The sequence below is a fragment of the Paraburkholderia caffeinilytica genome, assembly GCF_003368325.1.
Lineage (GTDB): Bacteria > Pseudomonadota > Gammaproteobacteria > Burkholderiales > Burkholderiaceae > Paraburkholderia > Paraburkholderia caffeinilytica.
This window is the reverse complement of the sequence record NZ_CP031467.1, coordinates 2791303-2818073: the sequence shown is the minus strand read 5'-3', so window position 1 is coordinate 2818073 and position 26771 is coordinate 2791303. Positions and strand designations below refer to the sequence as shown.

The 26771-nt window shown below is 61.2% G+C and carries 21 protein-coding genes; 12 read left to right on the top strand and 9 right to left on the bottom strand.

What is annotated here, in order from left to right; translation table 11 throughout:
- Window positions 1-53: 53 nt before the first annotated feature.
- The 5 genes from DSC91_RS28895 to DSC91_RS28875 all read right to left on the bottom strand — a co-directional run bounded on the left by DSC91_RS28895 (window position 54) and on the right by DSC91_RS28875 (window position 7664).
- Entirely contained in the window at window positions 54-2288 is a 2235-nt protein-coding gene (locus DSC91_RS28895; RefSeq protein WP_115781983.1) for a polysaccharide biosynthesis tyrosine autokinase, read from the bottom strand.
- Window positions 2289-2336: 48 nt separating this feature from the next.
- Complete coding sequence (locus DSC91_RS28890; RefSeq protein ID WP_115781982.1) at window positions 2337-3476, bottom strand: polysaccharide biosynthesis/export family protein; 1140 nt, start codon at window positions 3474-3476, stop codon at window positions 2337-2339.
- A 71-nt stretch (window positions 3477-3547) separates the two neighbouring features.
- A complete protein-coding gene (locus DSC91_RS28885; protein WP_115781981.1) occupies window positions 3548-4933 on the bottom strand; it encodes an undecaprenyl-phosphate glucose phosphotransferase in 1386 nt (461 codons plus the stop codon).
- A 55-nt stretch (window positions 4934-4988) separates the two neighbouring features.
- On the bottom strand, window positions 4989-6578 hold the full coding sequence (locus DSC91_RS28880) for a sugar phosphate nucleotidyltransferase (protein WP_115781980.1): 1590 nt from the start codon (window positions 6576-6578) through the stop codon (window positions 4989-4991).
- Between the two features lie 99 nt (window positions 6579-6677).
- Window positions 6678-7664 carry a GlxA family transcriptional regulator gene (locus DSC91_RS28875; protein WP_115781979.1) on the bottom strand — a complete coding sequence of 329 codons (987 nt, stop codon included), beginning with the start codon at window positions 7662-7664 and terminating at the stop codon, window positions 6678-6680.
- An 809-nt stretch (window positions 7665-8473) separates the two neighbouring features.
- On the opposite strand from DSC91_RS28875, the gene DSC91_RS28870 reads away from it, so the two are divergent.
- The 4 genes from DSC91_RS28870 (at window position 8474) to DSC91_RS28860 (ending at window position 14212) form a co-directional block, all read left to right on the top strand.
- Window positions 8474-10786 (top strand): hypothetical protein, encoded by a 2313-nt coding sequence (locus DSC91_RS28870; protein ID WP_115781978.1) that lies wholly within the window; start codon window positions 8474-8476, stop codon window positions 10784-10786.
- A 186-nt stretch (window positions 10787-10972) separates the two neighbouring features.
- Window positions 10973-11122 carry a hypothetical protein gene (locus DSC91_RS37945; protein ID WP_167470530.1) on the top strand — a complete coding sequence of 50 codons (150 nt, stop codon included), beginning with the start codon at window positions 10973-10975 and terminating at the stop codon, window positions 11120-11122.
- 88 nt (window positions 11123-11210) lie between these two features.
- A complete protein-coding gene (locus DSC91_RS28865; protein WP_115781977.1) occupies window positions 11211-11663 on the top strand; it encodes a GDP-mannose mannosyl hydrolase in 453 nt (150 codons plus the stop codon).
- A gap of 158 nt (window positions 11664-11821) precedes the next feature.
- Window positions 11822-14212, top strand: a complete 2391-nt coding sequence (locus DSC91_RS28860) for a PIG-L family deacetylase (RefSeq protein ID WP_115781976.1) — start codon at window positions 11822-11824, stop codon at window positions 14210-14212.
- A gap of 25 nt (window positions 14213-14237) precedes the next feature.
- Here DSC91_RS28860 and DSC91_RS28855 read toward each other — a convergent pair whose 3' ends face one another.
- The gene (locus DSC91_RS28855; protein ID WP_115781975.1) at window positions 14238-15323 is read right to left on the bottom strand and encodes a glycosyltransferase family 4 protein; all 1086 of its coding nucleotides are present in this window, start codon (window positions 15321-15323) and stop codon (window positions 14238-14240) included.
- Between the two features lie 662 nt (window positions 15324-15985).
- On the opposite strand from DSC91_RS28855, the gene DSC91_RS28850 reads away from it, so the two are divergent.
- Window positions 15986-17929 (top strand): hypothetical protein, encoded by a 1944-nt coding sequence (locus tag DSC91_RS28850; RefSeq protein ID WP_115781974.1) that lies wholly within the window; start codon window positions 15986-15988, stop codon window positions 17927-17929.
- Between the two features lie 121 nt (window positions 17930-18050).
- Here the strand turns inward: DSC91_RS28850 and DSC91_RS28845 are convergent, their stop codons facing one another.
- Both DSC91_RS28845 and DSC91_RS28840 read right to left on the bottom strand, forming a co-directional pair.
- Complete coding sequence (locus tag DSC91_RS28845; RefSeq protein ID WP_115781973.1) at window positions 18051-19589, bottom strand: amino acid permease; 1539 nt, start codon at window positions 19587-19589, stop codon at window positions 18051-18053.
- Window positions 19590-19665: 76 nt separating this feature from the next.
- Window positions 19666-20442, bottom strand: coding sequence for an SDR family NAD(P)-dependent oxidoreductase (locus DSC91_RS28840; protein WP_115781972.1), 777 nt, complete (start codon window positions 20440-20442; stop codon window positions 19666-19668).
- A 331-nt stretch (window positions 20443-20773) separates the two neighbouring features.
- Here DSC91_RS28840 and DSC91_RS28835 point away from each other — a divergent pair, with 331 nt between their 5' ends.
- Window positions 20774-21688 (top strand): helix-turn-helix domain-containing protein, encoded by a 915-nt coding sequence (locus tag DSC91_RS28835; protein WP_279636320.1) that lies wholly within the window; start codon window positions 20774-20776, stop codon window positions 21686-21688.
- Window positions 21689-22424: 736 nt separating this feature from the next.
- Here the strand turns inward: DSC91_RS28835 and DSC91_RS28825 are convergent.
- Complete coding sequence (locus DSC91_RS28825; RefSeq protein ID WP_115781969.1) at window positions 22425-22895, bottom strand: hypothetical protein; 471 nt, start codon at window positions 22893-22895, stop codon at window positions 22425-22427.
- A gap of 607 nt (window positions 22896-23502) precedes the next feature.
- Here DSC91_RS28825 and DSC91_RS28820 point away from each other — a divergent pair.
- From DSC91_RS28820 to DSC91_RS37940, 6 genes are all read left to right on the top strand, one after another.
- Entirely contained in the window at window positions 23503-24225 is a 723-nt protein-coding gene (locus DSC91_RS28820; RefSeq protein ID WP_115781968.1) for a PAAR domain-containing protein, read from the top strand.
- Window positions 24225-24803: a PAAR domain-containing protein gene (locus tag DSC91_RS28815; RefSeq protein ID WP_115781967.1), complete on the top strand. Its 579-nt coding sequence runs from the start codon at window positions 24225-24227 to the stop codon at window positions 24801-24803. The genes DSC91_RS28820 and DSC91_RS28815 overlap by 1 nt, the downstream gene beginning before the upstream one ends.
- Window positions 24800-25378 carry a lysozyme gene (locus DSC91_RS28810; protein ID WP_115781966.1) on the top strand — a complete coding sequence of 193 codons (579 nt, stop codon included), beginning with the start codon at window positions 24800-24802 and terminating at the stop codon, window positions 25376-25378. The genes DSC91_RS28815 and DSC91_RS28810 overlap by 4 nt, the downstream gene beginning before the upstream one ends.
- 46 nt (window positions 25379-25424) lie before the next feature.
- A complete protein-coding gene (locus DSC91_RS28805; protein WP_244218028.1) occupies window positions 25425-25772 on the top strand; it encodes a hypothetical protein in 348 nt (115 codons plus the stop codon).
- A gap of 37 nt (window positions 25773-25809) precedes the next feature.
- Window positions 25810-26292, top strand: a complete 483-nt coding sequence (locus DSC91_RS28800; RefSeq protein ID WP_115781965.1) for a lysozyme inhibitor LprI family protein — start codon at window positions 25810-25812, stop codon at window positions 26290-26292.
- Between the two features lie 319 nt (window positions 26293-26611).
- Complete coding sequence (locus DSC91_RS37940; RefSeq protein WP_166618355.1) at window positions 26612-26752, top strand: hypothetical protein; 141 nt, start codon at window positions 26612-26614, stop codon at window positions 26750-26752.
- Window positions 26753-26771 lie beyond the last annotated feature (19 nt).

The window sequence follows — 26771 nt, the reverse complement described above, 5'->3', positions numbered from 1 at the left end:
ATGTCAGTGCAACAGCTCGATCGAGTGAACGGCCCCGTCATGGAGCCGCCGCCTCAACCCGCGATGCTGTCGTATCCGTAATAACCGCCTTGATAGCCGGAACCGAGGAATGCCCCTTCCTGAGGCACGTCGGTCAGCAACACACCTTTAAGCGAAACGCCGCCGTTGAGCAGCCGCTTGGCCGTCTCGGCAATCTCGTTCAGCGGATGGCGGCCGTGGCGCACCACCAGCAGCGTCGTGCCGGCGTATTTGCCGATCACCGTCGAGTCGGTCACGGCGAGCACCGGCGGCGTGTCGACGATCACGATGTCGTAGTGCGACTTCAAGTCGTCGAGCATCGTTTGGAAACGCTTGCTCATCAGCAATTCGGATGGATGCGAGGGCAGCGTGCCCTTGGCGAGCACGTCGAGTCCGGGCAGCACGTCGCGCTGGACCATCGACGCGAGATCGCCGCCGCTCAGCACATCCGAGAGCCCCGGCTGATGGGCGATGCCGAAATGCGAATGGACGTCGCCGCGGCGCATGTCGCCGTCGATAATCAGCACCCGCTTGTTCGCCGACGCCACCAGCGCCGCCAGATTCACCGACAGGAACGACTTGCCGGTATCGGGCCGCGAACCCGTGATCATCACGATGTTGTTCTCCGCGTGATCGAGCGACAGCTGCAACGAGGTCCGCAGATTGCGCACGCCTTCCACGGCGATGTCCTCCGGCGCCTGCTGCGCGAGCACATGAAGCCCGCGACGGCGCAGCATGACGTTTTCCTGCAAACGCAGCTGGGTCTGGCTGCGCGGCACGATCGCGAACACCGGCACGCCGAGCACCGCTTCGAGTTCGTCCGGACGCTCCACGCCGCCGTACATCGCGCGCTTGAAGAAGGTCAGCATGATGCCGATCAGCAAGCCGCCGCCGAGCGAAATCAGGATCGCCAGCACGCGCTTCGGACGCACCGGCTCGTCAGGCGTTTCGGCGAAGTCCACCACGCGCACGTTGCCCACCTGGCCGGCTTTCGCCACCCGGAGTTGCTGCGCGCTATTCAACAGATTCGTATAGAGCTCGGTGTCGACGTGCACGTCGCGCAGCAGGCGCAACGCGGTCTGCTCGGTATCCGGCATCACCGCCACGCTGCGGTTCATGGTGGCCGCCGCGCCCTGCAATGCGGCGATCTGCGCATCGAGCGCGGCCACCGCCGGGTGATTCGCCGTGAAGCGCTGCGACATCTCCGCGCGTTGCTGCTGCAGATCGAGCAGCTTCGTCTTGTTGTCGACAACCTGCTGGAGCAGCAGGCGGCTTTCTTCGCCGAGATCGACGGTGCCGTGCGCATTGCGGAATTTGTTGTAGCGTTGCTCGGCTTCGTCGAGTTCCTTGCGCAAGCCGGGCAGTTGCTGATCGAGGAAGGCCAGCATGTGCTCCGCTTCGGTCGAACGGCTCTCCACATCCTGACGCACGAATTCGCGCGCCATGCTGTTGACGATCGCCGCGGTCAGCGCGGGATCGCCGCCTTCGAGACTCGTGCGGATCACGCCGGACTGCAGCGTGGTTTCGGCGACTACGAGCGCCTTTTGCAAGCGGTCCACGGTGCCCAGCGTCGAGGCGCGCTGCAGTTCGAAACGCGAGCCGGGCGCGCCGACCAGCTTGTCGACGTGCAACGCGATCGGGCCATCGGCGGTATCGGTTTCCACGGTCTCGCCGACATGGCCGGAGAGAATCGCGATCCCGTTCTTGTCGCGCAGCACGTACGAGCCTGCGTCGCCCGCAATCAGCGTGAAGGTCGTATCGTAGAAATCCTTCGACGTGTCGAAGCGCGACACGGCAATGCTCTCGTTACCCCATGCGTAGCCCGACAGGTTGATGAAAGGAGGCAACCTGAGGCCCCACTGCCCATTCACCAGCCCCGCAATCATTCCGCCGATAAACGGCAAATAACGCGGTGACGCCGTAATGTCGAGGTGCAGCTTCTTGACCGTTTCCTCGGTGACCAGACGCGACTTCAGCAACTCGATCTCTGCCGCCGTCGAAGGCTTGGTGTCGAACATGCCGGTGAGCGGCGGCAAGGAATCCTTGCCGTTCGCGTTGGCATTGGCCGTCTTGTCCTCGACGTGGAACAGCACATCCGCGCGATATGTCGGCGGCGCGAGGAAGGCATACGCGCACCCCAGCGCGAGTGCGATCAGCGTCACCATCACGATCGTGCGCCACCCCCTCACGATCGTGCGCAGATAGTCCGAAAGATGCAGCTCGTCCTGTGCGGACACGTCGGTGTAACGGTTTTCGAAATTGATTGCCATTTTTTCACCCAACAAATCCCGGCGGTGCCAGGTCACGTTGCACGGTTGTCATTTCGCAAGAACCGCGCCCGTCACCGCGGCATTGATTGCCGGCAGCAGCAGGTTCAGCACGCGGTTGAAGCGGACCAGGCCGCCTTGACCGACATACACGACGTCCTTCGGTTGAAGCTCGAATTGATTGGCGAGCACCATGGACACCGGCGAAGTCGCATCGAGGTGGTAGACCTGCGGCGAGTCGCTGGTCGAATTGCGGATCACGAACAACTGCCGCGCCGCCGCCGTGTTCGAGTCGAAGCTGCCGCTATCGGAAATGGCCTGCGAAAGCGTCAGCGAGCCGTTGCGCATCGGCAGAATCGTCGCCGGCTTGTTGACTTCGCCCATCACATAGACGCCGCTGTCTTCCCGCGAGGCCACGCGTACGATGTCGCCCGCTTGCAGGTAGATGTCCGACGGATTGCGGCCGCGCTTGATCAGATCGTCCACATTGAGCGGATACGTCACGCCGTTGCGGATCAGCTCGACGCGGCTGCGATCCGCATTCGGGCTGAAGCCGCCGCCCTGGTTGATCACGCTCGTCAACGACAGCGGAATGTCGGTGACCGACTGCGCGCCGGGCGTGCGCACTTCACCGTCGACATAGACCTGCGCGTTGCGGAACGAGGCCACCCGCACCGTCACTTCAGGCTTCTGATACACGACGCTCAGGCGCCTGTGCAGCTCCTTCTGGATCGACCCGACGTCTTTGCCGGCCACATGCACCGTGCCTGCATACGGAAACTGCACGTCGCCGTTTTCGTCGATCAGAAAGCCGGGCGCGGCATCCGACGTTTTCGCGTTCTGCGCCGGCTGGCCAAGCGCGGCGGCAAGTTCCGGGTGGTCCCATACGACGATCTGCAGCACGTCGCCCGGGCCGACTTTGTACGCCGTCGGTTTGCCGAACAGCGCGGTCGTCTCAGGCGGCAGCGTCGCGGACGTCCGCGACGCGTTCATCTTGCGCAGCAGCGCGAGGTTGATATCGGTAATCGGTATTTGCTGCTGCTGCGCCGCCTCCGTGCTGTAGTCCCCTCCCGTGTCCTGAATCGCGGCTGGGGTGACCATCCGTTGACCCGGTACTTCTCCGCATCCGGCAAGCAGCGTTGTCACGGTGAAAATCACGAGACTTCCCGTCCGTATGCCAAGCGAGCTCATGGTGTTTCCTCCTAGCGCCAGGGACTATCCTCAGGGGGTAGCGCCTAGCGTGCTTGTTAACTACTTAGTACTCAGTAAGCGTTTCGATGCGCCAGTCCGGCGACAATCGTCGCGCCGATAATCCGCATATCGAGTGCGAACGACCAATGCCCCAGGTAGTACAGGTCATGTTCGACGCGACGCTCCATCTTCTCGATGCGGTCGGTTTCGCCACGAAAGCCGTTGATCTGCGCCCAGCCTGTAATGCCCGGCTTGATCCGATAGCGATTGATGTAGCCGGCAACCACTTTCTGATAGAGGTCGTCGTGCTCGAGTGCATGGGGACGCGGTCCGACGACCGACATATCGCCACGCAACACGTTGAAAAATTGCGGCAGTTCGTCGAGGCTCGTGCGGCGCAGAAATGCGCCGACGCGCGTGACGCGCGGATCGTCTCGCGTCGCCTGTATGAGCGTGCCCTTCGGCTCGGCATGCAGTCGCATCGAGCGGAACTTGTAGATCGTGAATACGCGGCCGTCCGCGCCTTTGCGCTTCTGCTTGAAGAGAACCGGGCCGCGCGACGAAAGCTTCACCGCAATCGCAATGCAGAGCAGGAGCGGCGCGAGGCCGATCAAGGCCGACGCCGCGAACAGGCGGTCGAAGATTTCCTTCTTCAACATCGAACTGGCCGACAGCGGCGACGCAACCAGGTTGATCGCCGGCACGCCGAGCAGATCGATCACGCCGCTGCCATCGAACAATGCAATGCTGCGCACGTCCGGTATGAAGCGAATATTCACCAGATCGTCGCGAAACTCGCTGATCAGCTTGCAGATCAGGGGCTCTTCCGCGAGCGACACCATCAGCCACAGCTCGTGCACGTCGTTGGTGCGAATGTAGTCGGCAAGCGCATCCACCGTTTCGCAGACAGGCACCCGTGCGCTGGTCACAGCAGACACGTCCGGGCGCGTGTTATAGACGGCCGTGGCGCGAAAGCCTGTGCCGGGGTCCGAATCGATCCGCCGGATAATCGCGTCGCATTGCGAGCCGCTGCCGACGATCGCAACCTGATGCAAATTCAGGCCGGCACTGCGCGCACGCGCCAGCACCGCATGCGTGATCAGCCGGTAGGCAATCAGCATGCCGCCCGTCATCGCCGTCCAGTACGAGAACCACAGCCGCGAGACGAAGTCGATCCGGTGCAGCGAATACATCAGCACAAGCGCACTGGCCTGCACCATCAGCCACGCGAGCGACACCTGGCCGGCCAGCGAGAGCTTGGAACGGCCGCGCCACGATTCATACACGCCGAACGCCGGAAAGATGGCCAGCGCGAAGGCGGCGGAAAACATCACGAGCGCCCAATAGAACCCGGATTGAGCGAGGTAATCAAAGCGGATCTGCGACGCCACCGCCGCACCCGCGAGCACCAACGCGACATCGATAATTCGCGCGAACAAATCCTGGAACTTGCGCATTTTGCTTACCTCGTTTTTGCCGTTCGTTCTCTTCCGCACATGATTGAGGGCGCTGTCACGGACAGCGGCCGTAGTTGTCGTTGAACCTCACAATGTCGTCTTCACCGAGATACGTGCCAGACTGGACTTCAATGATTTCGAGCGGGACTTTCCCCGGGTTCTCGAGCCGGTGACGTGTGCCGAGCGGAATGAAGGTCGATTCGTTTTCGCTCAGCAGGAACTGTTCTTCACCACGCGTGACGAGCGCCGTGCCGCGCACGACGACCCAGTGTTCAGCCCGGTGGTGATGCAGTTGCAGCGAAAGCTTCGCGCCTGGCGTGACGACGATGCGCTTCACCTGGAAGCGTTCACCGTGGTCGATGGAATCGTAGAAACCCCACGGGCGCCGCACCTTGCGATGCGCATCGGCCTCGGGCGCGTGCTGCGCCTTGATGCGCGACACCAGGCCCTTGACGTCCTGCACGTGCGAGCGGTCGACCACCAGCACGGCGTCCGCCGTTTCGACGACCACCACATTGGTCGTGCCGACACAGGCGACGAGCCGGCCTTCTGAATGCGCATAGCTCGACACCGCGCCTTCGAACGTCACGCGGCCGCGCCCGGCGTTGCCGTTGGCGTCCTTCTCCATCGCGGCCCAGACGGCGTCCCAGGAACCGAGATCCGACCAGCCCGCGTCGAGCCGCACGACGACACCGGACGGCTTCGCCTCGGGCGCTTGAGGGCTGGTGGCGCGCGTCGGCGCTGTCTCGGTGTTTTCGTCCGAGGCATTCGCGTCGCTCACATCGGTGAGACGCTCCATCACGGCATAGTCGATCGAGTCGGCGGGTGAACTCAGGAAGGCATCCGCCAGCGGACGGAAATACGCGCCTTCGGCGCGGCCGTTTGCGAATGCACGTTCGCAGGCCGCGTGCATCTCGGGCTGCAAGCGTTTCAGCGTATCGAGCCACACGCGCGCCCGCACGACAAAGATCCCCGCGTTCCACCAATACATGCCCGCAGCGACGTACTGCGCGGCAATTTCCTCGGCCGGCTTCTCGACGAAGCCGTCGATCGCATGGCCGCCATCGGGCAATTCCGCGCCAACGCGGATATAGCCGAAGCCGGTATCCGGGCGCGTGGGCGGCACGCCCAGCGTGGCGATCGAACCCCGTTCCGCGTATCTGGCGGCATGTTCCAGCGCAGCTTGCAGCGCGGGCACATCCGCAATCGAATGGTCGGCCGGCATCACGATGAGAATCGCGTCGTCACCGTCCCTGCACGCGAGCGACGCCGCGAGCGTCAGCGCAGGCGCCGTATCGCGCCGCGCAGGCTCGACGATCAGACGCGCTTCGACGCCGTTTTGCAGAAGCTGCTCAGCGATCACGAACCGGTGTTCTTCGCCGCACACGATGATCGGCGACACGTCCACGCTCCAGCCGGCAGGGAAGCCGTCCATACGGCGCGCGGTCGCCTGGAGCAGCGAGTCGGAGCCGACCACGTCGATCAGTTGCTTCGGATAGTTTTCGCGCGACACCGGCCACAGCCGCGTGCCCGAGCCACCGGCAAGAATGACCGGGACAATGCGCGCGCAATGCGTACCGGCAGTGCCGGCACTGGCGCCGTCCGGGTTCGTCGATGCAACACTCACAGGTCCCTTATCCAACATTTTCGGATTCCTTATAATTGTTCAAGATCGAGGAAATAATTACCGCGGCACGATACGAAGCTACGGTGCGATGGCCGCGTTCAGCCGGTTCGCGGTGCGCTATCCGCCGACCATTCGGCGGCTTTGAATCCGGAACTCGGTGGGGGAAATTCTCATCCGCTTGCGGAAAACCTTCGCAAGGCGGTCACCGTTACCCATGCCGGTGCGCCGCGCAATCTTGTCCACCGGCAATTCCGACTCGGTCAGCAGGCTGCAGGTCACCGCGAGGCGCTCATGCAACAGGAAACTCGAGGGCGTGATACCCATTTCCATCTTGAAGCGGCGCAGGAAGTTGCGCTCGCTCATCGCGGCGAACTGCGCCGCATCGGCAATCGAAATCGATTGCTGGCAATTCTCTTGCAGCCAGCGGGCCGCCGCGCGCACTTTGTCGCCAGGGCTCAAACCGCCGTCTTCACCGAGCAACGGTGCGAGGTTCGAGCACGAATCGGCGAGCAGGCGCTCGGCCACCGTGCGAGCGGTCGCGCTGCCGAGATCGCGCTTGATCATGGCGAGCGCGCTTCTCATCGATTCAAGCCGGTCGCCCGCATCGCCGTTCTGCTCAGTCTGGCGCGACGCCATCGGCTGGGCCTGGCGGAATTCACCGATTTCCTTGCCGTCCGGCACATAGGCCGCTTCAAGCAGCGCGCGCCCTTCCGCGATCGGCCGGATCATGCCGGTATTGCGGCGAACACGCCGTAACCAGGCGATCAGCCGCTCGTCGCCGGCTGCGGCGAATGCGCCTTTGCCGCCCGCAACGTACAACGCGTCGAAGCCGCCGTAATGCCGGGCGTCGAGCCCGTCGGTCCAGACCCGCAGTGCGGATGACGAAGTCACCATGCCGCCGTCGGCCGACAGGAAGGAAACGTCATACAACCAGCCACCCGAACCGGACGATGCCAGTTCGTTGGCCGCCTGGAACACCTCGGCAACCACGCCCGCGCCTTGCAGCGAGCAGTCGTTGAACATCAGGACTGCGATGCGACGCATACCTTTGTTCGGTGCGTGCACCCAGCGCAACATTGCAGACTCGAGACTCGCGCAGGTCATAGTCATCCTCTCTCCAGAAAACGGATCTACTCTTCAACCTTGAACGCCCACACAGAGGGATGCTCTGTGCAGTGCATCATAGCCATCCGCAATCAAGCATTTAGCCGCCATGACCGAATCTGCAGACATGTTGGCGTTTCAACAGGGTGGCCAGCCAGTGATTTTCGGAACAATTGTTCCGCTACTATTTTTTCAGTGAATTGAATACCGATTCCGCATATGAATGAATTTACATTCCGCGAATCCAGTTGCTGATTAATGTGATTTTTTGTGCGCTGATGCACATACAATCGCCACTCGAAATGCTTGAGTCGCAATTTGATCTGCCCGACATTCCGCAGATTTGAAGTGACTTCTTTCCACCAGATCGCCAGAATGAGGGCAGCCCCTTGCTTGCACCAGTCTTTACTCTTACCGGATGCCCGAAGGGCTTTCTTCTGACAATATATTCGGTCGGCAGGGACATATAAAGCTGCATCCAATATAAGCAATTTTCGCGAGAAAAAAATTATCTAATTTGTTGTTACTCGATCTGGAGAATATAAACATGACGATTAATGTTTCAGACGTGAAACACGGCAATAAGACACCTTTATTCCGCCGGGCAATAGACGGGCCAATGACGGATTCTGTCGGATGAGAGCCGGTACGTTTACGCCATCGAATTGCGGAAATAGCCTATGTGGTTTCCGCAACACTCTGCAACACGAGGTAGCCTGAGGCGGCTCTGGCCTGGTCAACTAGCAATCCGGCGACGCTTTGGTGCAGGAACGTGCCCGACCTCAATCGTCGAACGACATGGGGAACATATGTCTGATGTTCGCGAATATCGCGCGCCGCCATCACTCGCCGGCGCCTCTGGTGTCCACGGGTTAGTGCTGCGCGCCACCTCCGCGGCGGCATTGATCGTGCTGGGCATCCTGACAACCTCCTCGTATGGTGCAGCAGCGGGTTCGGCCGGTCCTGACAGCGCGAGCAATGCCGATCTGACGATTGACGGCCGAAAGTGGGCGCCCTGCGCGGCGGAATACGGCACCTGCCAGTTCAGCGGTACACGCGACGTGCTGTACGGCACGGTCGAGCAACATGTCATCAAGACGTTTTCTAACAGCGCCGATTGCAACAACGGTGTGTTCGGCGATCCGGCACCCGGTGTGGAAAAGCGTTGCGCGGTTGCGCAGAGCGCGGCTGATTCGAGCGCGGCGGCCCGGAACACCGCTGCAGCGCCGGCCTCGGCTAACAAGGACACTGCGACGGCCCCCGCGCCAGAATCCGCGGCAACGGTGCCCACTTCCTTGAAAGCGCCGCCCGGACAGGGCCTGCGCTGCGCCGCGCCGTCCTCACAAACGCGTGCGCCCGCAAACGGCGATCTGCTGGAAGCGGACACGCCTGGCGACGGCACGCGCCTGTTCGCCGTGGACAAACCTTTCGCGCTCGTCTTCACAACACGTCCGACGCAAAACGACACGCTCAACTGGCAGATCCGCGACAGCTGGAATACCGCGCGTGCCAGCGGCCGCTTTCCCGTTGCGGCGGGCGCCACGCTGTCGACCCTCAATTGCGCGTCGACCGTTGCCGGCTACTTCGCCGTCTCCGCCACGCTGGAACGCGCCCACGGTCAGCTCGAATCGCGCGGCACACGTCCTGCGGGCATCGCCACTTTCGGCATACTGCCCGACACCTCCGCTGCGTTGCCAGCCGTTCGCTTTCCCTACGAAGATCTGCATCGATTCGGCGGACAGGGCACCGCCTACCTCGCACCCGGACAGCACTGTTGCGACGGCGACGGCTATCGGCCCGTCTATACCGCGCTCGGTCTGTCATGGGCGAACGACAACCGCAACTGGTACATGGAGGAGCCGAAAAACGCGGGCACCTTCGATCCTGCGAACAAGCAGCTGCTCCCCTATTTCCGGCGCGGCGACATCATGCGCCTGATCCAGCTCGACGGCATTCCTCAGTGGGCAAGCCCGACCGGCAAGGAGACGCACAGCTACGCACCGACCTCGCTCGCGCAGATGAAGGACTACATGGCCAAAGTCGGCGCCGAGTCCAACCGCACGCGGATGACCTACTTCCCCAAACAGCGCGACAACTACTATCAGGTGACGTGGGAACCGGACGCCGACGGCGGCCTGCCGTGGCGCGATACCGACGCGAATTTCGTCGCGATGTATAAGGCTGTCTGGGAGGGCATTCATCAGACGGACCCGCATGCCGTGGTGATGGGCGTGACGTATGCCTCGGTGCAGGCGAATGTCACGTGGATGCGCCGTCTCGGTCCGCTCGGGATCGGCCGCTATATGGACGGTATGACGATTCACGGCTATTACGACATCGGCACGACGCCGTCGCACCCTCCCGAGCGCGTGGCCGACCCAGGCAACCAGGGCACCGTGCCGGGCGCGCTGCCCGCCGCGATGCGCGCGCTGCGCCACGAGCTGCACCAGTACCTGAAACCCGGCGCGCCGCTATTCGTCACCGAGACTGGCATCAGCTACGACATCGGCGCGGCGTATGGCAAGAACTATCCGGGCGCGAACGTGCTGTATGCGCAAGCAGCGGTCGTGGCGCGCACGCATCTCATCCTGCTCGGCGAAGGCGCGGACATGACCTATGTGTTCTACCTCGCGGACATGCCGGACGCCGCGCCCGGCTATGGTGTTTTTTTCGAACTCGATCACCCGAATGGCGCGTACGGCGCCGCTCGCATCAGCCCCAAGCCGGCCGCGCTCGCAGTGGCCGCGATGACGCGGCTCGTCGACGGAACGGATACGCTCGGGCCGCTCAAGGATTTACCGAAAGGCGTCTACGCGTACGCGTTCCGCCGGCTCGGCGGCGGCAAGATCGTGACCGCGTTGTGGATGCATGACAACGACGCATGGAACGCCAAAACCGGCTTCAGCGCGAGCCAGAGCGCGGACTATCGTCTGCGTGTCGACACGCCCGGGACGTCGGGCGAAGTGACCGTGTTCGACATGATGGGCAACGCATCGAGCTTGCCGTATCGCGACGGTGTCGCGAGTCTCAAGCTGTCGCCGGCGCCCATTTATGTGGTCTCCGCCAACGCCGGCGTGTTCAAGGACTCGGTCACGACGCCGGAGGGCTACGCACCTCGCTGAATGCGTCTCTCCGGATGTGCCGCGCACGGCGCGCGTGGTGGCCGCCGCGGCCGCATCGGCCGCCACCGCACCCTGTCGCGATGTGCCGATACTTCGGCGTGATGTGACAGGGCAGCGCGTTGTTGGCGCACGTAGAATCCAGGCGAATGCTGGATCGCACGCATATCGACGCGCTGGAGCCGAGACATGAACGGCCTCGCATGGACAATGCTGGTGCTGGCCGCGATGGCCGGGGCGTTTCTGTTCGCCACGATCGGCGCGATTCTGGTCGCACTGCTGCTGGCGAATGTGTCGAATCGTCTCACCCGGGACGATGAGCACGGTCGTGACTACTGACGCCTTCAGAATCGCGCTTTCAGAATTGTTCTGGATTCACCTCACGACCAACCCGCGCCCGACCGGCGCGCGCCCCGCAGGAGATGACATGCTGACCGAGATCGATTTCCTGGACGTGGTGCGTCTGACACCGCTGGTCGCGATCGATCTGATCGTCAGCGACGCCGAGGGCCGCGTGCTGGTCGGTCATCGGCGCAATCGTCCGGCTCGCGGCACATGGTTCGTTCCCGGCGGCCGCATTCTCAAAGACGAAACGCTCGATGCAGCGTTCACACGCATCGCCGACGCCGAATTGGGCATCGCAAGACTGAGACGCTCGACCGCCCGCTTCGAGGGCGTTTTCGAGCACCACTACGCAGACAATTTCGCCGCCGAGCCTGACGTGTCGACACACTACATCGTGCTTGCCTATGCGCTGCAGTTCACCAGCACCCTCTCGATAGGCCGGCTCGACCAGCACAGCGGTTATCTCTGGCTTGCGCCTTCCGATCTGCTCGCGCGCCCCGACGTTCACGAGAACACCAAGGCCTATTTCCGCTAGCGCCAGCGCTAACGCCACGGCTGCCGTTGGCACCAGTAAGCCCCGGCGCTCCCATGACCGGCCGGCGGCGCGCAAAGTAACGCCCACTGTGAGTTCGCCAACGCGGCGGCCCATGCCGGTGCAGTATGATCGAACCCACCGTCAGGGCCCGAATCAACATGCGATCATCGCCAGCCAGGTTCGTTCGCGATTCATCCATTGCTTTTCTAGCGCTACTTTTCTTCGCTTTCCTTCCCAGTTCCGCGCGTGCGGCAGATTGCGGCGCCGGCACGCTGGTGACCGTCGTCGCCCACCTCGACGACGATCTGCTCTTCGTGGACCCCGCCATCAGCGAGCGGCTCGACGCCGGCTGGTGCATCACCACGGTGCATCTGATCGGCGGCGCCAACGGCGCGGATTTCGCTTACGTGCAGACCCGCGAGCGGGCCTCGCGGCTCGCATATGCACGCATGGCGGGAGTGCCTGATGAATGGATCGAAACGAATATTCCGATCGCCGGTAAGCTCGTGCATCAGATGGTGCTGAAGGCGAAGCCGCAAGTCCGTCTGCTCGAATTCCGCCTGCCCGGCGGCGCCGTGCGCGGCGGCCGCGAACCGCTCGGCCTCCTGTGGGAACAGCACGCCACGCTTTCCACCTATCCGATGAATGCCGACGGCTCCGTGCGCGTGCAATACGACCGGGCCTCGCTGTCGGCCACACTGAAAGCAATACTCGCCGGGGCATCGCAAATCTACACGCTCAATCCGGACACCGTACCGTTTCTCGAGCATCCCGATCACATCTACACCGCGCGCATCACGCGCCACGTCGCCCAGACGCTGAACAAAAGCGTGCCGATCGAATACCACATTACCTATCCGACCGGCGACTGGCCCGGCAACGTGCCGGCGGCCGAAGTTCAACGCAAGCGCGATATCGTCGCCAGCTATTTTTCTGTCGACGGCAGCGACTTTTCGCACGTATTCGGCGAGTTTCAGTGGAACGGCAATTGGGTCGCGCGCCGCTATGCCTTTGCCGATCGCAGCGACCGCCGCATGGCGGATTTTCAAGCGCATCCCATTCAGCTCTTCAATGCGGCGGCGAGCCGCTGCCTGACCTCGGCGGGCAGCGGCCGGGCGCCGACACTCGCCGCGTGCACGGGCTCAGCCGCGCAACAATGGCGTTGGGATCCCGTGACTGTCTATCCCGGCAATACGCGCAACGCCGCGCTCGTCAGCGTTGCGACTTCGCAATGCATCGCCGAGCGCGACGGCTATCTGATCTCCGAGACCTGCGATCAATGGGACATGGCGCAACGCTGGACGCCGTGGGACTTCGGCCTCGTTTACACGCCGCTGCGGCACTGTCTCGGCGAAAACGACGGCAAGCTCACCATGCGCGGCTGCACCCTGCTCACCACGCGCTACCGTTGGGCGACCACGCAACGCACTCAAGCCACCGATCTGCGGCTCGCTGCCGCGATGGTCGGCGACATCGGCGGCACGGGGGAGCAAGCCGCGGTCTACGTGCAACGGCAACACGACGGACCCGGCTTCAACGTGTATGCGGCGTCGCTCGTGAAAGCGGCGCCACCCGCCCTCTGGTACGCCGGCATTGTCCCTTTCGATCCCCGCGCCACGGCGCCCAGTTGCGCGGATGACAAACTGTGCTTCGATAGCGCGCGCTTTCTGCTCGGCGACTTCGACGGCGACGGCAAGGCCGACCTGATGATCATCACCGCGCGCCACGGCGGCACCGCGTTCTGGTTGCTTCGCAGTACCGGCGAGCACTTCGAGGCCCCGCGTCTCTGGCTCCAGACCAGCCGTGCATTCAGGCCCGAGTTGACACAGCAATATGTGGCGGCCGATTTCGGCGGAACAGGACGTGCCGGCGTGCTGCTCGCGCAGAAGCGCACCGATAGCGGGCTCGACCTCTGGCTGACGTCTTCCACAGGCTCAGCCGGTTCATCGGGCACAGCACCGACACTCCTGGCGCAGGCAAAAACGCTGCGGCAAAACGTCAATCTCCTGCCAGTCCGAACCGGCGGATCACGCGCGTCCCTGGTCGCGGTGGATGGAGCGGACGGACGGCTCGCGCTCACGCCAATCGCCAACGACGGCACGCGCATGACCATCGGCGAACGCAAACTATTGCCAGCGAGTTTCCTGCCCGACTTCGTCAAAGTGACGGTGGGTGCCGCGCAAGGCAACGCAGGCGATACGCTGATTTTTTTGACTCCGCATCTCGACGGGACGGACGAGGACGCGGTCATCGACATTGCCACGCTCGACGCAGCGGATGCGAACGGCGCGCCGGTTCAGGCGGCGACCTTGCGTGGCATGTCGTGGTCGGATGTCTTTCCGGCTTTCGTGCACGACAAGCGCAATTCAGCGCTCGTGCTTTACCGACGAACCGACGCGACGCTCGGCGATTTCTATTTCACCGGCGGCGCACCGGCGCTGACACGCTATCCGGTAAGCGACGGTTTCGCGCTGGGCCCAGCCCAAGAACTCGCTGAACTGCCGGGGCTGTTCTCGGAAACGGTGCGGATCGACCGGTTGGCGCAGTAACGCGAGCCGATCGATCCGACCCGGTTCAGGTCGACACTCGCAGCGGCTGCACGAACTGCCGCGCGATCGTCATGTAGCGATCTGCCGTGTCGTGCAACGTGTAACCCGCCAGTTGCCGTTTCGCACGCGGCATGTCGAGCGCCCTGAGCAACGCGCCGCCATAGGCCTCAGGGTCCGCCGTATCGACGAGAGTGACGCCGGCAAATCCACTGGCAAAGCCGAACGACGGAATCCGGCTCGCCACGACAGGAATACCCGAGGCGAGCGCCTCCAGAAAGCCGATGCTCTGCGCTTCGAAACGTGAAGGCATGGCAAAGACCCGCGAGGTCCGAAGGATCGCGGCCACATCCAGACGTGGCCCGCAGACCGTCACGCGGCTGTCCAGTCCGAGCTGATGAACCAGCGACAGCACCGCCTCGTGATAGGAAACGTCCTCGACCACACCGCATAGCAGCAGGCGCGCTTCAGACTCGCTCTGCACGACACGCTCGAATGCGCGAATCGTGTGCAGCTGGCTCTTCCCTTCTATATAACGGCCCAGCTGAACAATCTGTTTCGCAGGCACGGCGAGATCCGGTGCGGATGTGTTGCTGTCTTCGGCGAACAGCGACGCGTCCACGCCATTCGGGATCACGACCATCGCCGGATGCCTGCCGATCTCTCGCAGGTAGTCGTCGATGTTTTGCTGCGACACGCCGATGATCGCTCTCGCGCGCCGTGAAAGGAGGCGTTCGGCCTGCTTGAGCGCGCCGTTCTCGAAGTCGTTGACACCGGAGTGCATCACCCAGGCGATCGGCGTGTGCACGGGCAGAAGACGCACGTAGAGCGCGGCGAGCGTGGCATGCGCCACGATGAAGTCGGGACGGAACTGGCGCACCACGCGATACAGGTGCAGCAGTTTGCCCACCCTGCCGTAGCGAGTGCTCGGGAACAGGCAGGTGACACCCGCGGCTTCCAGCTCTGCGCGAATGCCGACGAAATCGTCCTGCTGGGGAAGCAGCGACGCAATGCAGACTTGATGGCCGCCGCGCTGATGCTGAATCGCGAGACCCTTTACGAGTACCTCTGCCCCGGATAGTCGCGGCGCATGAACCAATTGAAGAATTCTCACGATTTATCTCTCTGGATAACCGCCTTTTTTGCGCAGCGGATGGACAAGCCGACGAGCAAAGCACCCGCCCCAAAACGTCGGCATCCATCATCGTTTATCCGGCGCGCCCCTTTCGCGGGACACCGCCTCGTCTCCGTAAAACAGCGCCAGTTCCGCTGCGAAGTCACTGTCGCGAGAAAACCTTACACCGAAGGCCCAGCACTTTTACGCCATCTCCAAGACTCCATCGGCTATGGAATGAGCGCTATCGCCCACTTCTCCGCGGTTTACCCTGATTCGCATAGTTAGGCATCCGTTGCAAATCTCTTCGACCCTACTTTCGAATGGCGGATAAGAACTAGTCTCCTCACACGTATTTTTTTGATTCGATCAATGCAATTAGTACTGCGGCATTGTTCATACGTAACGACTCGTTACTTCTTTTAAACATACTAATGCGTATTGTTGCTGTCGATTCTTCCCATCCGAGCCTTTCCTGCTTACAGGACAGTAAAAAGTTCATCGAACGGCGCGATGAACTCAAGCACTCCGATGTGGAATGCGCTGTTCCTCAAGACGTTAGTTGTTTTCGTCACACCTTCCCCGGCCGTCCGATTCCGCCAGTTCCGCCATGACGAGCGGCACGGATTCGTACGTTCAAAAAACGCATTGGTTAGAGATTGATGAAATCGCAACTACTCCTACTCTCGACACTTTCCCTGGCACTAGCAGGCTGCGGCGGTGGCGGCGGCGGTAATGGCGCCAGCAACGCAACAACGCAGCTCAACGGCAGCTCCGGCTCGTCCAACTCGACTGCGGCGGGCAACAGCAGCACCGGCGGCACCGCCACGGTGAACGGCGCGGGCAACGTCATCGCCACACTCAGTTGTGCATCGCCGGCTGTCTCGGCGGGTTCCGGCAGCGCCACCCTTTCCGCCGACACGCCCAGCGCGGACGGCACGCGCATCTTCGCGTCCGGCAGCACCTTCCAGCTCGCCTTCAGCACCAACGTGCCGAACGCCGACACGCTGAACTGGGCCGTCACTGACACCATCGGCCGAGTGGCGGCGAGCGGCAGCACCGCCGTCCCGAGCGGTTCGAAGACCATCACGCTCAACTGCACCTCGACGCTCGCCGGCTATTTCGCCGCGACGGGCACGCTCGCGCAGAACGGCGGTCAACTGCCGCAAGCCGGCACGCGTCCAGTCGGAATCGCAACCTTCGGTGTGCTGCCGAATCTCTCCCAGGTCGTGCCTGCCGTCACCTACGCACACCAGGAGCAGCACCGCTTCGGCATGCAAGGCGCGAACGACAACGGTCCTCTGCTGGCCGACCTCGGCATCTCGTCGACGATCGACGACCGTCAACTCTCGACGATGGAGCCGAACGGCGCGAACACGTTCAATCCCTCGGCCAGCAATCTCGATCCGTTCTACAAGACCGGTAACGTGATGCGCCTGATCCGTCTCGACGGCATCCCCGCCTGGGCGAGCAGCACCGGCGCGTTCCAGGACGACACGAGCGTGCCGACCAGCCTTTCGTATTACCAGAACTACATGAGCCGCGTCGGCACGGAATCGAGCGCGATTCGCGCGGCGTACTTCCCGACCCAGTCGGCGAACTACTATCAGGTGACGTGGGAGCCCAACCAGTTCTGGACCGACACCGACGCCAATTTCATCGCGCTGTATCAGTCCGTCTATCAAGGCATCCACTCGACCGATTCGAGCGCGGTGGTGATGGGCCCGGCCGACGCGTTCCCGAGCCTGACCACGACGCGTCTGAAGCGTCTCGCGCCGCTCGGCTTCGGCCAATACATCGACGCGGTGTCGACGCACGGCTACTACGACGCGGGCACCTCGCCGTCGCATCCGCCGGAGCGCTACGACAGCGACCCCTCGACCGCCTCAGGTTCGCTGCGCGGCCAGATGCGCGCTCTGCGCGCGGAAATGGCCACCGACTACCGCACGGGCATGAAGTTGTTCTCGACGGAAGCCGGCATCAGCTACGACCTCGGCGCCTCCTACGGTCCGAACTATCCGACCGCAAACGTGCTGTACGCGCAAGCGGCGGTCGCGGCGCGCATGCACATCATCACGCTGGGCGAAGGCGCGGATCAGACCTACGTGTTCTACGGTGCGGACTATCCGGGCGAAGTCGGCTACGGCACGTTCTTCGACCTGAGCGACGCGCAAGGCGCATTTGGCGCGACGAACATCAGTCCGAAGCCGGTCGCGATGGCGATCAGCGCGATGACGCATACGCTCGACGGCACGCACACGCTCGGACCCGTAAACGGCACGCCGACCGGCGTCTACGCCTACGCGTTCCAGCAGGTGGGTAACGGCGCGGTGATCACTGCCTTGTGGGCGCACAACAATAGCGTGTGGGACGCGAGCGTCGGCTTCAGCTCGACCTATGGCGTGCCGTATAGCCTCACGGTGGACGCACCGGGCACGAGCGGCACGGTGAAGGTGGTCGACATGATGGGCAATGCGTCGATCGCGAACTACAGCAACGGCACGCTCGCGCTCAACCTGACCGAATCGCCGGTGTATGTGGTGTCGAACAACGCGTCCATTGCCAAGTCCAACGCGACGGTGCCGGTGGGATACACCGGTATCTAACCCGCTGCCGCAGCGGTATGCGGCATGCCGCATGATGTAAAAACGTCAGCCGGCTTCAGAGCCGGCTGACGTTATTTTTTCAGACATGCGTGGCGACCACTGGCCGCGCACTCGCAACGCGTCAGCTTTCCCCCAGCTGCCCCTCCAGCCCGCTCAGTTCCTGCTCGCGTTCCTTCGACACCTTACCGATCGGCGGACCCGCAAAGCTCTTGCGCACACCCGCTCCGTACCAGATCGCCAGCAACACCGCGAGCAACCCGACAATCACGTACACGACTTTCTGATTCGGCGGCTGCATGCCGACATAGGCGAGCACGAGAGCGCCGAAGACCGCTGCCACCGCGAACGGCTTCGACAGCATGCCCAACTGGAACGGCCCTTTTTCCTTCCACGTGCGCCCCTCGGCGAAAATGCCGGCGGCAATCGGCATCGCGTAGGAGATGAACAGGAACACCGCGCTACCCGCGCTCAGCACCGTAAACGCATCGCCGTACAAGGTCACCACGATGGCCAGCACCGCCGAGGTCCAGATCGCCGCGCCCGGCGTGCGGTGCGCCGCATTCACCTTGCGCAGCCACTTCGAGCCAGGCAAGCCGCCGTCGCGGGCAAACGCAAACATCATGCGCGAGGTCGACGTGACGGCTGCAAGACCACAAACGTAGTTGATGAAGAACATCAGCAATTCGATCAGGATGCGCAACGGTCCCGGAATCGGCGCAAGAATCGCTTCGAAGAATCCGGTGCCCTGCTTCACCCCCGCAGCGATATCCGGCATCACCAGCACGAACGCGCATACCATCACGTAGCCGAAGGTCGTCGACCAGAACACGGAGCCGACGATGCCGCGCGGCACATTGCGCGCCGCCTCATGCGTCTCCTCCGAAGTATGCGCGGACGCGTCGAAGCCCGTGATCGTATAAGCGGTCAGCAGCAAGCCGGATAGAAACGCCATGGCGATGGTTTGCTTGGGCCACGCGCCGCCATCGACACCCGTGAAGTTGGTGAACGTATAGAGCCGCGACAGATCGATCTTGACCGGCGAATACACCAGCAGCGACACCACCAGCATGACTGTCACCACAAAGATCAGATAGCCCGACAGGTCGGTGATCTTGCTGGTGATGCGAATGCCGCGATGATTCAGGAATGCTTGCGAAGCGGTGATCACCGTCAGAAAGAGCGTCTGCTGCCACCAGCCGAGCGAATCGGGACTCACACCGAACATCGGCGCGATCAGCGTGCGGAAGAACGGATCATAGGTGCCGTAATTGATCGCGGCAACCACGAACACGAGACCGAGCAGATTCAGCCAGGCAGTGAGCCAGCCCCACATTTTGCCGCCGAGAATCGAACTCCAGTGATAGAGGCCGCCGGCCGTCGGATACGACGACGCGATCTGCGCCATCGCCGCCGCCACGACCAACGCGAACAGCGAGCCGAGCGGCCAGCCGAGTCCGATCGAGGCCCCGCCCGCCGCCGACAAGCCCATCTGGAACGACGTGATGCCGCCCGACAGAATGCAGATCAGCGAGAACGACACCGCGAAGTTCGAGAACGCCCCCATGCGCCGGGACAGTTCCTGCGCGTAGCCCATCTTGTGCAACAGCTTGACGTCGTTGTCGGCCGACTCCGCCGACGGCACCGCCGTGTTGATGTCCATGACGCGATCCTTTGAACAGGGTTAAGACGAAGCGGCTGAGCGATGCTAAGGCGTGACCGCGCGACGAAGGACCGGCTCACGCAGCCGTAAAGCAGTTATCCACGTACAGGTGTGCGCCATTGACGAAACTGGCGTCGTCGCTGGCGAGAAAGAGCGCGGCGCGGGCGACTTCTTCCGGTGCGCACAGACGGCCCTGCTGCACCGACAGTGCCGCCTCGCTCGCATCGAAGCCATACTTGGCGAGCGCGCTGATTTCGCGGCGCCCATGCGGCGTATCGATGAAACCAGGGCATACGGCATTGCAGCGAATGCCACGGTCGCGATACTCGACGGCAATCGAGCGCGCGAACATGGCGCACGCACCCTTGGTCGTGCAGTACAGCACTTCGAGCGGCGTGGCCGCGACCGACGAAATCGACGCCGTGCACACGATCGAGCCGCCGCCCGCGGCGAGCATATGCGGCAGCACCGCACGGGTCATCATGAACATGCTTTTCACGTTGACGTTCATGAGCCAGTCGTAGTCTTCGTCGGTGGTATCGACGAACGGCTTCACGACGATGCTGCCGGCGTGGTTGAACAGCACGTCGATGCGCCCGAAGCGCGCCATGATGTTCGCCACGGCGCCGTCCACGGCGGCGCGCTTCGAGACATCGGCGGCGAACAGTTCCGCTGTGCCGCCCGCCGCGCGAATTCGCGTCACGACTTCCTCGCCTGCATCGGTATTGATGTCGACCACGGCGACCTGCGCGCCCTCCTGCGCAAACAGCAGCGACGCCGCGCCGCCCGCGCCGGTCGCGCCGCCCGACACGATTGCGATCTTGCCTTCCAGCCTGCCTGCCGATCTGCTCATGCGCGACTCCCGTTCGAGTGTCCAGTGCGTTGCAATGCGTTGTGCACAAAGTAGGGGCGGCAAAAAGCGGCGACTATCCAAAATTGGCAAAAAGTAAAAATCCCGTAAAAATCCGCCTTTCTGACAAATGCATTACATGAAGCGATTCGAGCGCGCCGGGCGCGCGCGGACAGCCTGAACCCCAGGTGCGGCGCGGATTTTTTTTCGCATACACTGGTCGGCATGAGGCTTTCGGGGAGCGCTAACGGAATCGGGAGAAGCTATGCAGCCGGTCAATCAGACAAGCAGCGCCGTCGAGATTCGCCGTTGCCGGAACATCGACGAGCAGGCGATGTTGCTCGACGCGTGGAACCAGAGCTACTGCCAGATTTCGCGCGGCGCCTTCGACGGTTCGGTGAGTTCGTTCGCCGCGGGCGGTGTACGGGTGCTGGTGGAGCGGCTGAACCGCACGGTTTATCAACGCGGTCAGGTGGCGCGCTCCAAGCTTGCCGTGGGCGTTCCTTTCCAACTCGAAGGGCATGCGCTCCTGTGCGGGCAGACGAGTCATCGTGACGGTCTGCATGTGTTTTCCGGCGATGGCGGGTTCGAGTTTTTATCGCCGGACAAGCACGTGGTGGTGAATCTGGAGATCGAACCCAGTGCGATCAGCGATGAACGGGTGCGCTCGCAGCTCGATGAAATTGCGCTGCTGCTAGGTGCGAGGCCGGGCGTGTTGAATATCGATCCCGCGAGATTGCAGGGCCTTCGCGAGGTACTGAAGCAAATGCTCGACGCTGTGGCTGCGACGCCGGCTTTGCTCGACGATCGCGGCGTGGCGGCGTCGTTCGAGAAGTCGGTGATATTCGGTCTTGCCGATGCCTTGCAGGGCGTGCGGGATGCGGATCCACACGGGAGCGTCGAAGCGCGTACCGCGCGGAACTGGCAACTCGTGCGCAGCGTTCGTGAGCAGGTTGAAGAGTCGCCCGATTGCCCGCTGTCCGTGGCCGAGCTATGTGCGCGGTTTCGTGCGAGCCGGCGCACGTTGCAGTATGCGTTTGAGGATACCCTGGGGGTGAATCCTTCAGCGTATATACGTGCTGTTCGGCTTGATCATGTGCGGCGTGAATTGGGAGGTTCTGGTTCGGTGACCGAAGTCGCTACGCGGTGGGGGTTTTGGCATTTTGGGAATTTCTCCAACGAGTATCGTGGGCAGTTTGGGGAGTTGCCGTCGGAGACCTGGCGGCGTAGTAAGGGCCGTGGGGGGTGAGTTTGGGGTTTGTGCCTGCGCGGCGTTTGTTCGTTTGCTTGTTCGCTTGTTCGCTTGTTCGCTTGTTCGCTTGTATGCCTGCGGCGTTGGACTTTTCCTGGCTTTCTTTGCCTGCGCGGCGCTTCTTCGTCCGAGTGCTTATGGCGTTGGTCTTTCCTTGAATTGATTGCCTGCGCAGCGCATTTTTGTCGGTGTGCTTACGGTGTTGGCCTTTCCTTGAATTGTTTGCCTGCCGGCGCGTTCGTGTCGGTGCGCCTACGGCGTTGGCCTTTCCTTGAATTGTTAGTGGTCTATTAGCGTTCGCCCCTGTGCGGGGCAGGCACTTACTTTCTTTGCCGCCGCAAAGAAAGTAAGCAAAGAAAGCGGCTCAAACCGCTAATGCTAAGTGGGCACCGTAGCCAGCATACGGTAGTGGTGCATCTGGAATCTGTGTTCGTGCCCCTGCCTGTGCTTGTGACAAGGGCGTCATACTTCCGGCGGCGCTGCGCGCGCCGACGGGTACTTCATGAAACCAACTGCTATGGACAACGGGACCAAACGCATCCGACTCGACATCGCCTGCAAGTGCCTCGCTTCCACGCTCGCAGTCCCCTTTTCTGAACGGAGAACCCGGTCTAGATAAGGCAGTTCAAACAACGATAACTGCCTCTCCATCCGCATCGACCGCATCATCCGCATCGACTGCGAGCAATTCGAACCATCTTCTCCGGTGCGAAGTGGTCACCGCTGCGGCTGGTCAGTGTTGTACGACCGCCTGCTGCTCGTCGGCCCTCGCGGCAGGTCTTGTTGGCACTGGCTTGCCCGTCGCAGTCGTACTCGTACTCGGCTCCGCGTCAGCCCATGTTTCCCCCGCCGCTTGCGCGGCTTCGGACAGCAGTTTCGCCGCAACGTTGGCCGTGATGCGACTGTGAGGTACCCCCTTAGCGTCGAGTGCGATCACCTGGTACAGTTCGCGATCGCATTCCACCTCCCGTTCATACCCCTCAGCTGTTTCAACCAGCAGTTCCAATAGCGCCTTCTGGCTCTGCCGCTCCTCCCTCGTCATGGATGGACTCCTGCATATTGAGGCCGCAAGAATAGACAGTCGCCTGAGTTGATCCAACTGCCGGCCGCACAAGTTGTGCGCCGATAGCGCTAGTCTTTCGTACTGGATAGCGTCAACAGGGGGACGTGCTGCGGATTGGGTCTTCTTAGTGGCTTTACTCATGGTGCGATTTCCAGTTCGTTCCTGAATCGCCCGACACTCACTAACAGATGGGTGAGCGGGCACGTGGCAAGGTTGACGGACCGGGTTGTGAGACCATTAACCGGCGAGCCTTGCGGCTCCCTCACCACCGCCCGCCCATAGAGAACGCGCAGAGATGAGCACTACCTACTCTCGTAGGCAGTGCGGTCATACACAACATCGGGCCGTCAAACCCGCGCCGTTTTTGTCTAACGGCAGGAACAATGTAAATCACCTATTTTTTGGGACGATCGCCCAAACAGGCTAAACGCGCAAATTATAACTAATCTTTACATTTTCCCCGCGCACGGCGTGGCGTGGCGCTGCGCGGATCGGGTAAATCGCCCAACGCATCTTCAATACTCAGCACGTGTTCCTACGTCGCCTTTCCCCCGGCCACAAGAGCCAGAGTTAACGCACCTTTAACCGAACTCACAACGATCCCGCCACCGTCCCTAACGTTTCATGCAATTGCTCATGCACCCTGAATCACATTGTTATCGTTTCGGATCTGTCCTATAGCAGTCGCGCTCAGACGCAGTGAGTCTCGGCAAGTTGGTCTTGTTCAACTACTTGCAGGAGACAGCATATGAAAGATAAGCAGAGCAAAGAAATCAAATATCTGTGCGCGACAATCGGCTCGCTAACCGAGCGCGGAGGACGTGTTACTACCGCAACAGGTGGTGCGTCTCATTGCGGCCTCGGCCTGGCATCTGTCGGCGATGTTGTGACATACACCGACGGCAGCGAGGCAGTGATTGTGGACGGCTCGGGTTTTATGTGCGTGTTAAATGGTCGCCCCGCTGCATTGGTCGGAAGTAGTCTGAGCAATGGCGACCGCATCATTGAGACGCTGTGGAAAGACGCCTATTTCACCGTGCACGAAGGCGAAATCATCGCAGGCCTGTTTGATAGCGGCTATGTTCCTCCACCCGGTACCGTCCAACTCTGGCGCTTTGCCGTCACAGGAGCAACAACGCGTCAAGGCGGCGTACTGCGCAAGGTAACTGGTACGTTTCAAATCCGTGATACCGGCCGCAATGCGGCATGTACGGGTGACTTCATCGAATACTCCGATGGCACTCGCGCGCAAATCGTCACGGGTGTCGGCTTGCCGGACACGCCTCACTTTAAACCGCTCGCAGTAGTGGGAAGCATGCTGGACAACGGCGATGTGATTACTGACAGCCCGCATCGCAACGGACATGCGACCAGCTTCGTCCCAATGTACGCGAACATCGCCACCGCCACTCACTATCCGATCAGCGAAGAGACCGGCTTATTCCCAGGCCACGGAGCGGAGGCTGAATAATGCCCATCTATTACGCAGTAGTCGAAGGCGATCCGCTTGATAGCGGCGGCGGCGGTTGTGTGGTTACGGGCAAAGACAATTGCACGATCACGGACGACAACGGACGATCCAGGCGAGTGGCCTACATTGGACACGAGGCATGGTGCGACAAATGTAAAAGTGCGGGGAAGATCGTTCCGGGCGTGTTCCCGGTTTCGGTCCGGCGTCCACACAGCGGCGAATTGGGGCAAGACATGGCCCTTGGTGGCGACCATGTGCTGTGCAAATGCACGCCGCACCCCCGTGTCATTTCCGTTTACGGCCAGTGCTGCCGACTGATTGACCAAGGCAGCGTCGGCTTCACGGGCGTTGCGCGCTCAGAAGAAAACGGCAGCGCATTCACCGGCCATTATGACGAACAGGTCGTACTGAAGGATATGCATGGTCAGCCTTTGGCAGAAACCTACTACTCGATCCGCCTGCCGTCTGGTGAGTTGAAGCATGGAGTAACCGACTCGCAGGGGCGAACGGCGCGCTATCAGACAGACCACGCAAGGAATATTTCTATCCACCTCGGCCATTTGCGAGGTGCGCAATGACTCAGCCACTTGCAATCGTAGTGACGAACACCAATCCAAACTCGTCTGTAACGGTCTACACACAGCGACTGGGCAAACCATGGACAATGTCCGATGACGGGCTTTCCTTTATAGCGGTATGGGAGTCCGGCATATTGAATGGTACAAATTTTCAGGGACACTACGTTACAGACGGATTTATTCTAAAGGCGTATCGCGACAACGTTGGAATTCCAACGGTCGCCTGCGGACATCGCATCGTGCCATCGGACCATATCCAGGTCGGGCAGACAATTTCGCTTGAGCGCGCGAGAGATTTCAAGAAGCACGATGTAGCGCGAATGGAGCGTCGTTTAAACGACGACATACACGTACCCCTCTTTCAATTCGAATATGACGCTCTGGTAAGCATCGTTTACAATTGCGGACCAAACTCTGGAGCCGATGAGATAATTAGAAAGCTTAACACGGGAAATTACACCGGAATGTTCGAGTTCATTCTAACGTATCGTATCGGCAGCAATCCAGGGCTTCCTCCGCGTCGTTATTCCGAAGCTCGCCTTTTCGCATCGGGGCTCTACGATGCATCTCACTAGGCAACTCTTCGCAATTATGGTCCTCGTCCTATCTTCTGACTGGGCATTGGCGAAAACAAACCCAGAATGCCTGAAGCACTTAGGCGGCGGTTTTTCCGATGCGCAATGCTTCGCCGGTTTGCAAGCGGAGGTGGCCGAAGAAAACAAATTGTTGTACAGGAAAATACGTTCAAAAATCCCGGCTAGCAACGAGCATGCAGCAGTGCTTGATGCCTATATGGCCGCGCAGGACGACGGGGTGAAATTCTGTGAATTGCAACGCGACGCCGGCGCTGGATGGGAGACTAACCCAGACGGTTCCATGTATCCCGCGCTATACCAACAGTGCATATTTGAGCTGCGCAAAATTCAAAACAAGTTCCTCACGGATCTGCTAACAATGGCAAATTGGTAGAAAATATACCCCGCTTTGGCGGGAACGGGAATTTACGATGCGATCCATTATTATTTTCTTATTGCTTTCCACGATTTCTCATTCGGCGTCCGCCGAAACAATCTACGGCCGGACGTTCGACTACAAGAAGGCCAAGCCCGCAAGTGTATACTTCACCGGCAAGACCCGTGAGCAGATTGAGTTGTATTGCAAAAACGATAGGCTAGGAGGATTTGATTTAGCAGCGTGCGCCCACTTTGAATTTGAGATCGCAATTGACTCCTTAAATAAAAGAGTGTCAATAGCTACGCGGGAAATAGAAAAGAATGACAAAGCTCTACGATCCGAAGGCGAACCCGAAGCACTACCTTATTTTAGAAAAGCGCAAGCCCATTGGGAAATATACAGAGATAGTTATTGCTACGCCGAGGTGTATGAAACCGGCCCTGCATCGTCGCGTTTTATTGAGTTTTGGGACTGCATGACTCGGATCACCAGAAATCGACTTCACGAACTGGCGAAGGCGAACACTGATGAATAAGCTCGCCAGAGGATGAAATAGCTGCCCAAGCGCCAGCATTGGCGCTTGCACCTCTTCGGTGTGGTTAATAACATGACCTTACTGGTTGAGCGCCGCACGCGCCAACCAGTAAGGTCAAATTTCGTGGCATCCAAGGCGCCTCGGTTCGGCACGTGGTGGAATCGCTAGTCGGTCCACGACCAGGGGAAGGTAGCACTTAACGCAGCGTCCTTTTTTTGCCACGCAGGCAAAAAGAAAATCCCGCCCCTAAACCCCGAAATCAGCGCACACTATCTAACTGCTCCCTCACGGAGCGACAAAAGCCAATCGGGAGTCCATCATGGCAAAAGGTCAAATGCGCAGCAACCGGGAAGTAAAGAAACCGAAGCAGGCCAAGAAACCTACACCGGCCACAACGCCGTCAGGCGCGCCGCCGATCCGCGTGGCGCCGACCGTTTCGGCAACGCCAAAGAAGCACTAAACGAGCAGGCCCGCCCCAC

Bases quoted from the DNA above. Each gene is read 5' to 3' on its own strand.
- DSC91_RS37940 (WP_166618355.1), top strand. From the start codon at position 26,612: ATGGCAAAAGGTCAAATGCGCAGCAACCGGGAAGTAAAGAAACCGAAG.
- DSC91_RS28895 (WP_115781983.1), bottom strand. From the start codon at position 2,288: ATGGCAATCAATTTCGAAAACCGTTACACCGACGTGTCCGCACAGGAC.
- DSC91_RS28865 (WP_115781977.1), top strand. From the start codon at position 11,211: ATGCTGACCGAGATCGATTTCCTGGACGTGGTGCGTCTGACACCGCTG.
- DSC91_RS28825 (WP_115781969.1), bottom strand. From the start codon at position 22,895: ATGAGTAAAGCCACTAAGAAGACCCAATCCGCAGCACGTCCCCCTGTT.
- DSC91_RS28870 (WP_115781978.1), top strand. From the start codon at position 8,474: ATGTCTGATGTTCGCGAATATCGCGCGCCGCCATCACTCGCCGGCGCC.
- DSC91_RS37945 (WP_167470530.1), top strand. From the start codon at position 10,973: ATGAACGGCCTCGCATGGACAATGCTGGTGCTGGCCGCGATGGCCGGG.
- DSC91_RS28885 (WP_115781981.1), bottom strand. From the start codon at position 4,933: ATGCGCAAGTTCCAGGATTTGTTCGCGCGAATTATCGATGTCGCGTTG.
- DSC91_RS28890 (WP_115781982.1), bottom strand. From the start codon at position 3,476: ATGAGCTCGCTTGGCATACGGACGGGAAGTCTCGTGATTTTCACCGTG.
- DSC91_RS28875 (WP_115781979.1), bottom strand. From the start codon at position 7,664: ATGACCTGCGCGAGTCTCGAGTCTGCAATGTTGCGCTGGGTGCACGCA.
- DSC91_RS28820 (WP_115781968.1), top strand. From the start codon at position 23,503: ATGAAAGATAAGCAGAGCAAAGAAATCAAATATCTGTGCGCGACAATC.
- DSC91_RS28810 (WP_115781966.1), top strand. From the start codon at position 24,800: ATGACTCAGCCACTTGCAATCGTAGTGACGAACACCAATCCAAACTCG.
- DSC91_RS28835 (WP_279636320.1), top strand. From the start codon at position 20,774: ATGTTGCTCGACGCGTGGAACCAGAGCTACTGCCAGATTTCGCGCGGC.
- DSC91_RS28860 (WP_115781976.1), top strand. From the start codon at position 11,822: ATGCGATCATCGCCAGCCAGGTTCGTTCGCGATTCATCCATTGCTTTT.
- DSC91_RS28880 (WP_115781980.1), bottom strand. From the start codon at position 6,578: ATGTTGGATAAGGGACCTGTGAGTGTTGCATCGACGAACCCGGACGGC.
- DSC91_RS28815 (WP_115781967.1), top strand. From the start codon at position 24,225: ATGCCCATCTATTACGCAGTAGTCGAAGGCGATCCGCTTGATAGCGGC.
- DSC91_RS28800 (WP_115781965.1), top strand. From the start codon at position 25,810: ATGCGATCCATTATTATTTTCTTATTGCTTTCCACGATTTCTCATTCG.
- DSC91_RS28845 (WP_115781973.1), bottom strand. From the start codon at position 19,589: ATGGACATCAACACGGCGGTGCCGTCGGCGGAGTCGGCCGACAACGAC.
- DSC91_RS28840 (WP_115781972.1), bottom strand. From the start codon at position 20,442: ATGAGCAGATCGGCAGGCAGGCTGGAAGGCAAGATCGCAATCGTGTCG.
- DSC91_RS28850 (WP_115781974.1), top strand. From the start codon at position 15,986: ATGAAATCGCAACTACTCCTACTCTCGACACTTTCCCTGGCACTAGCA.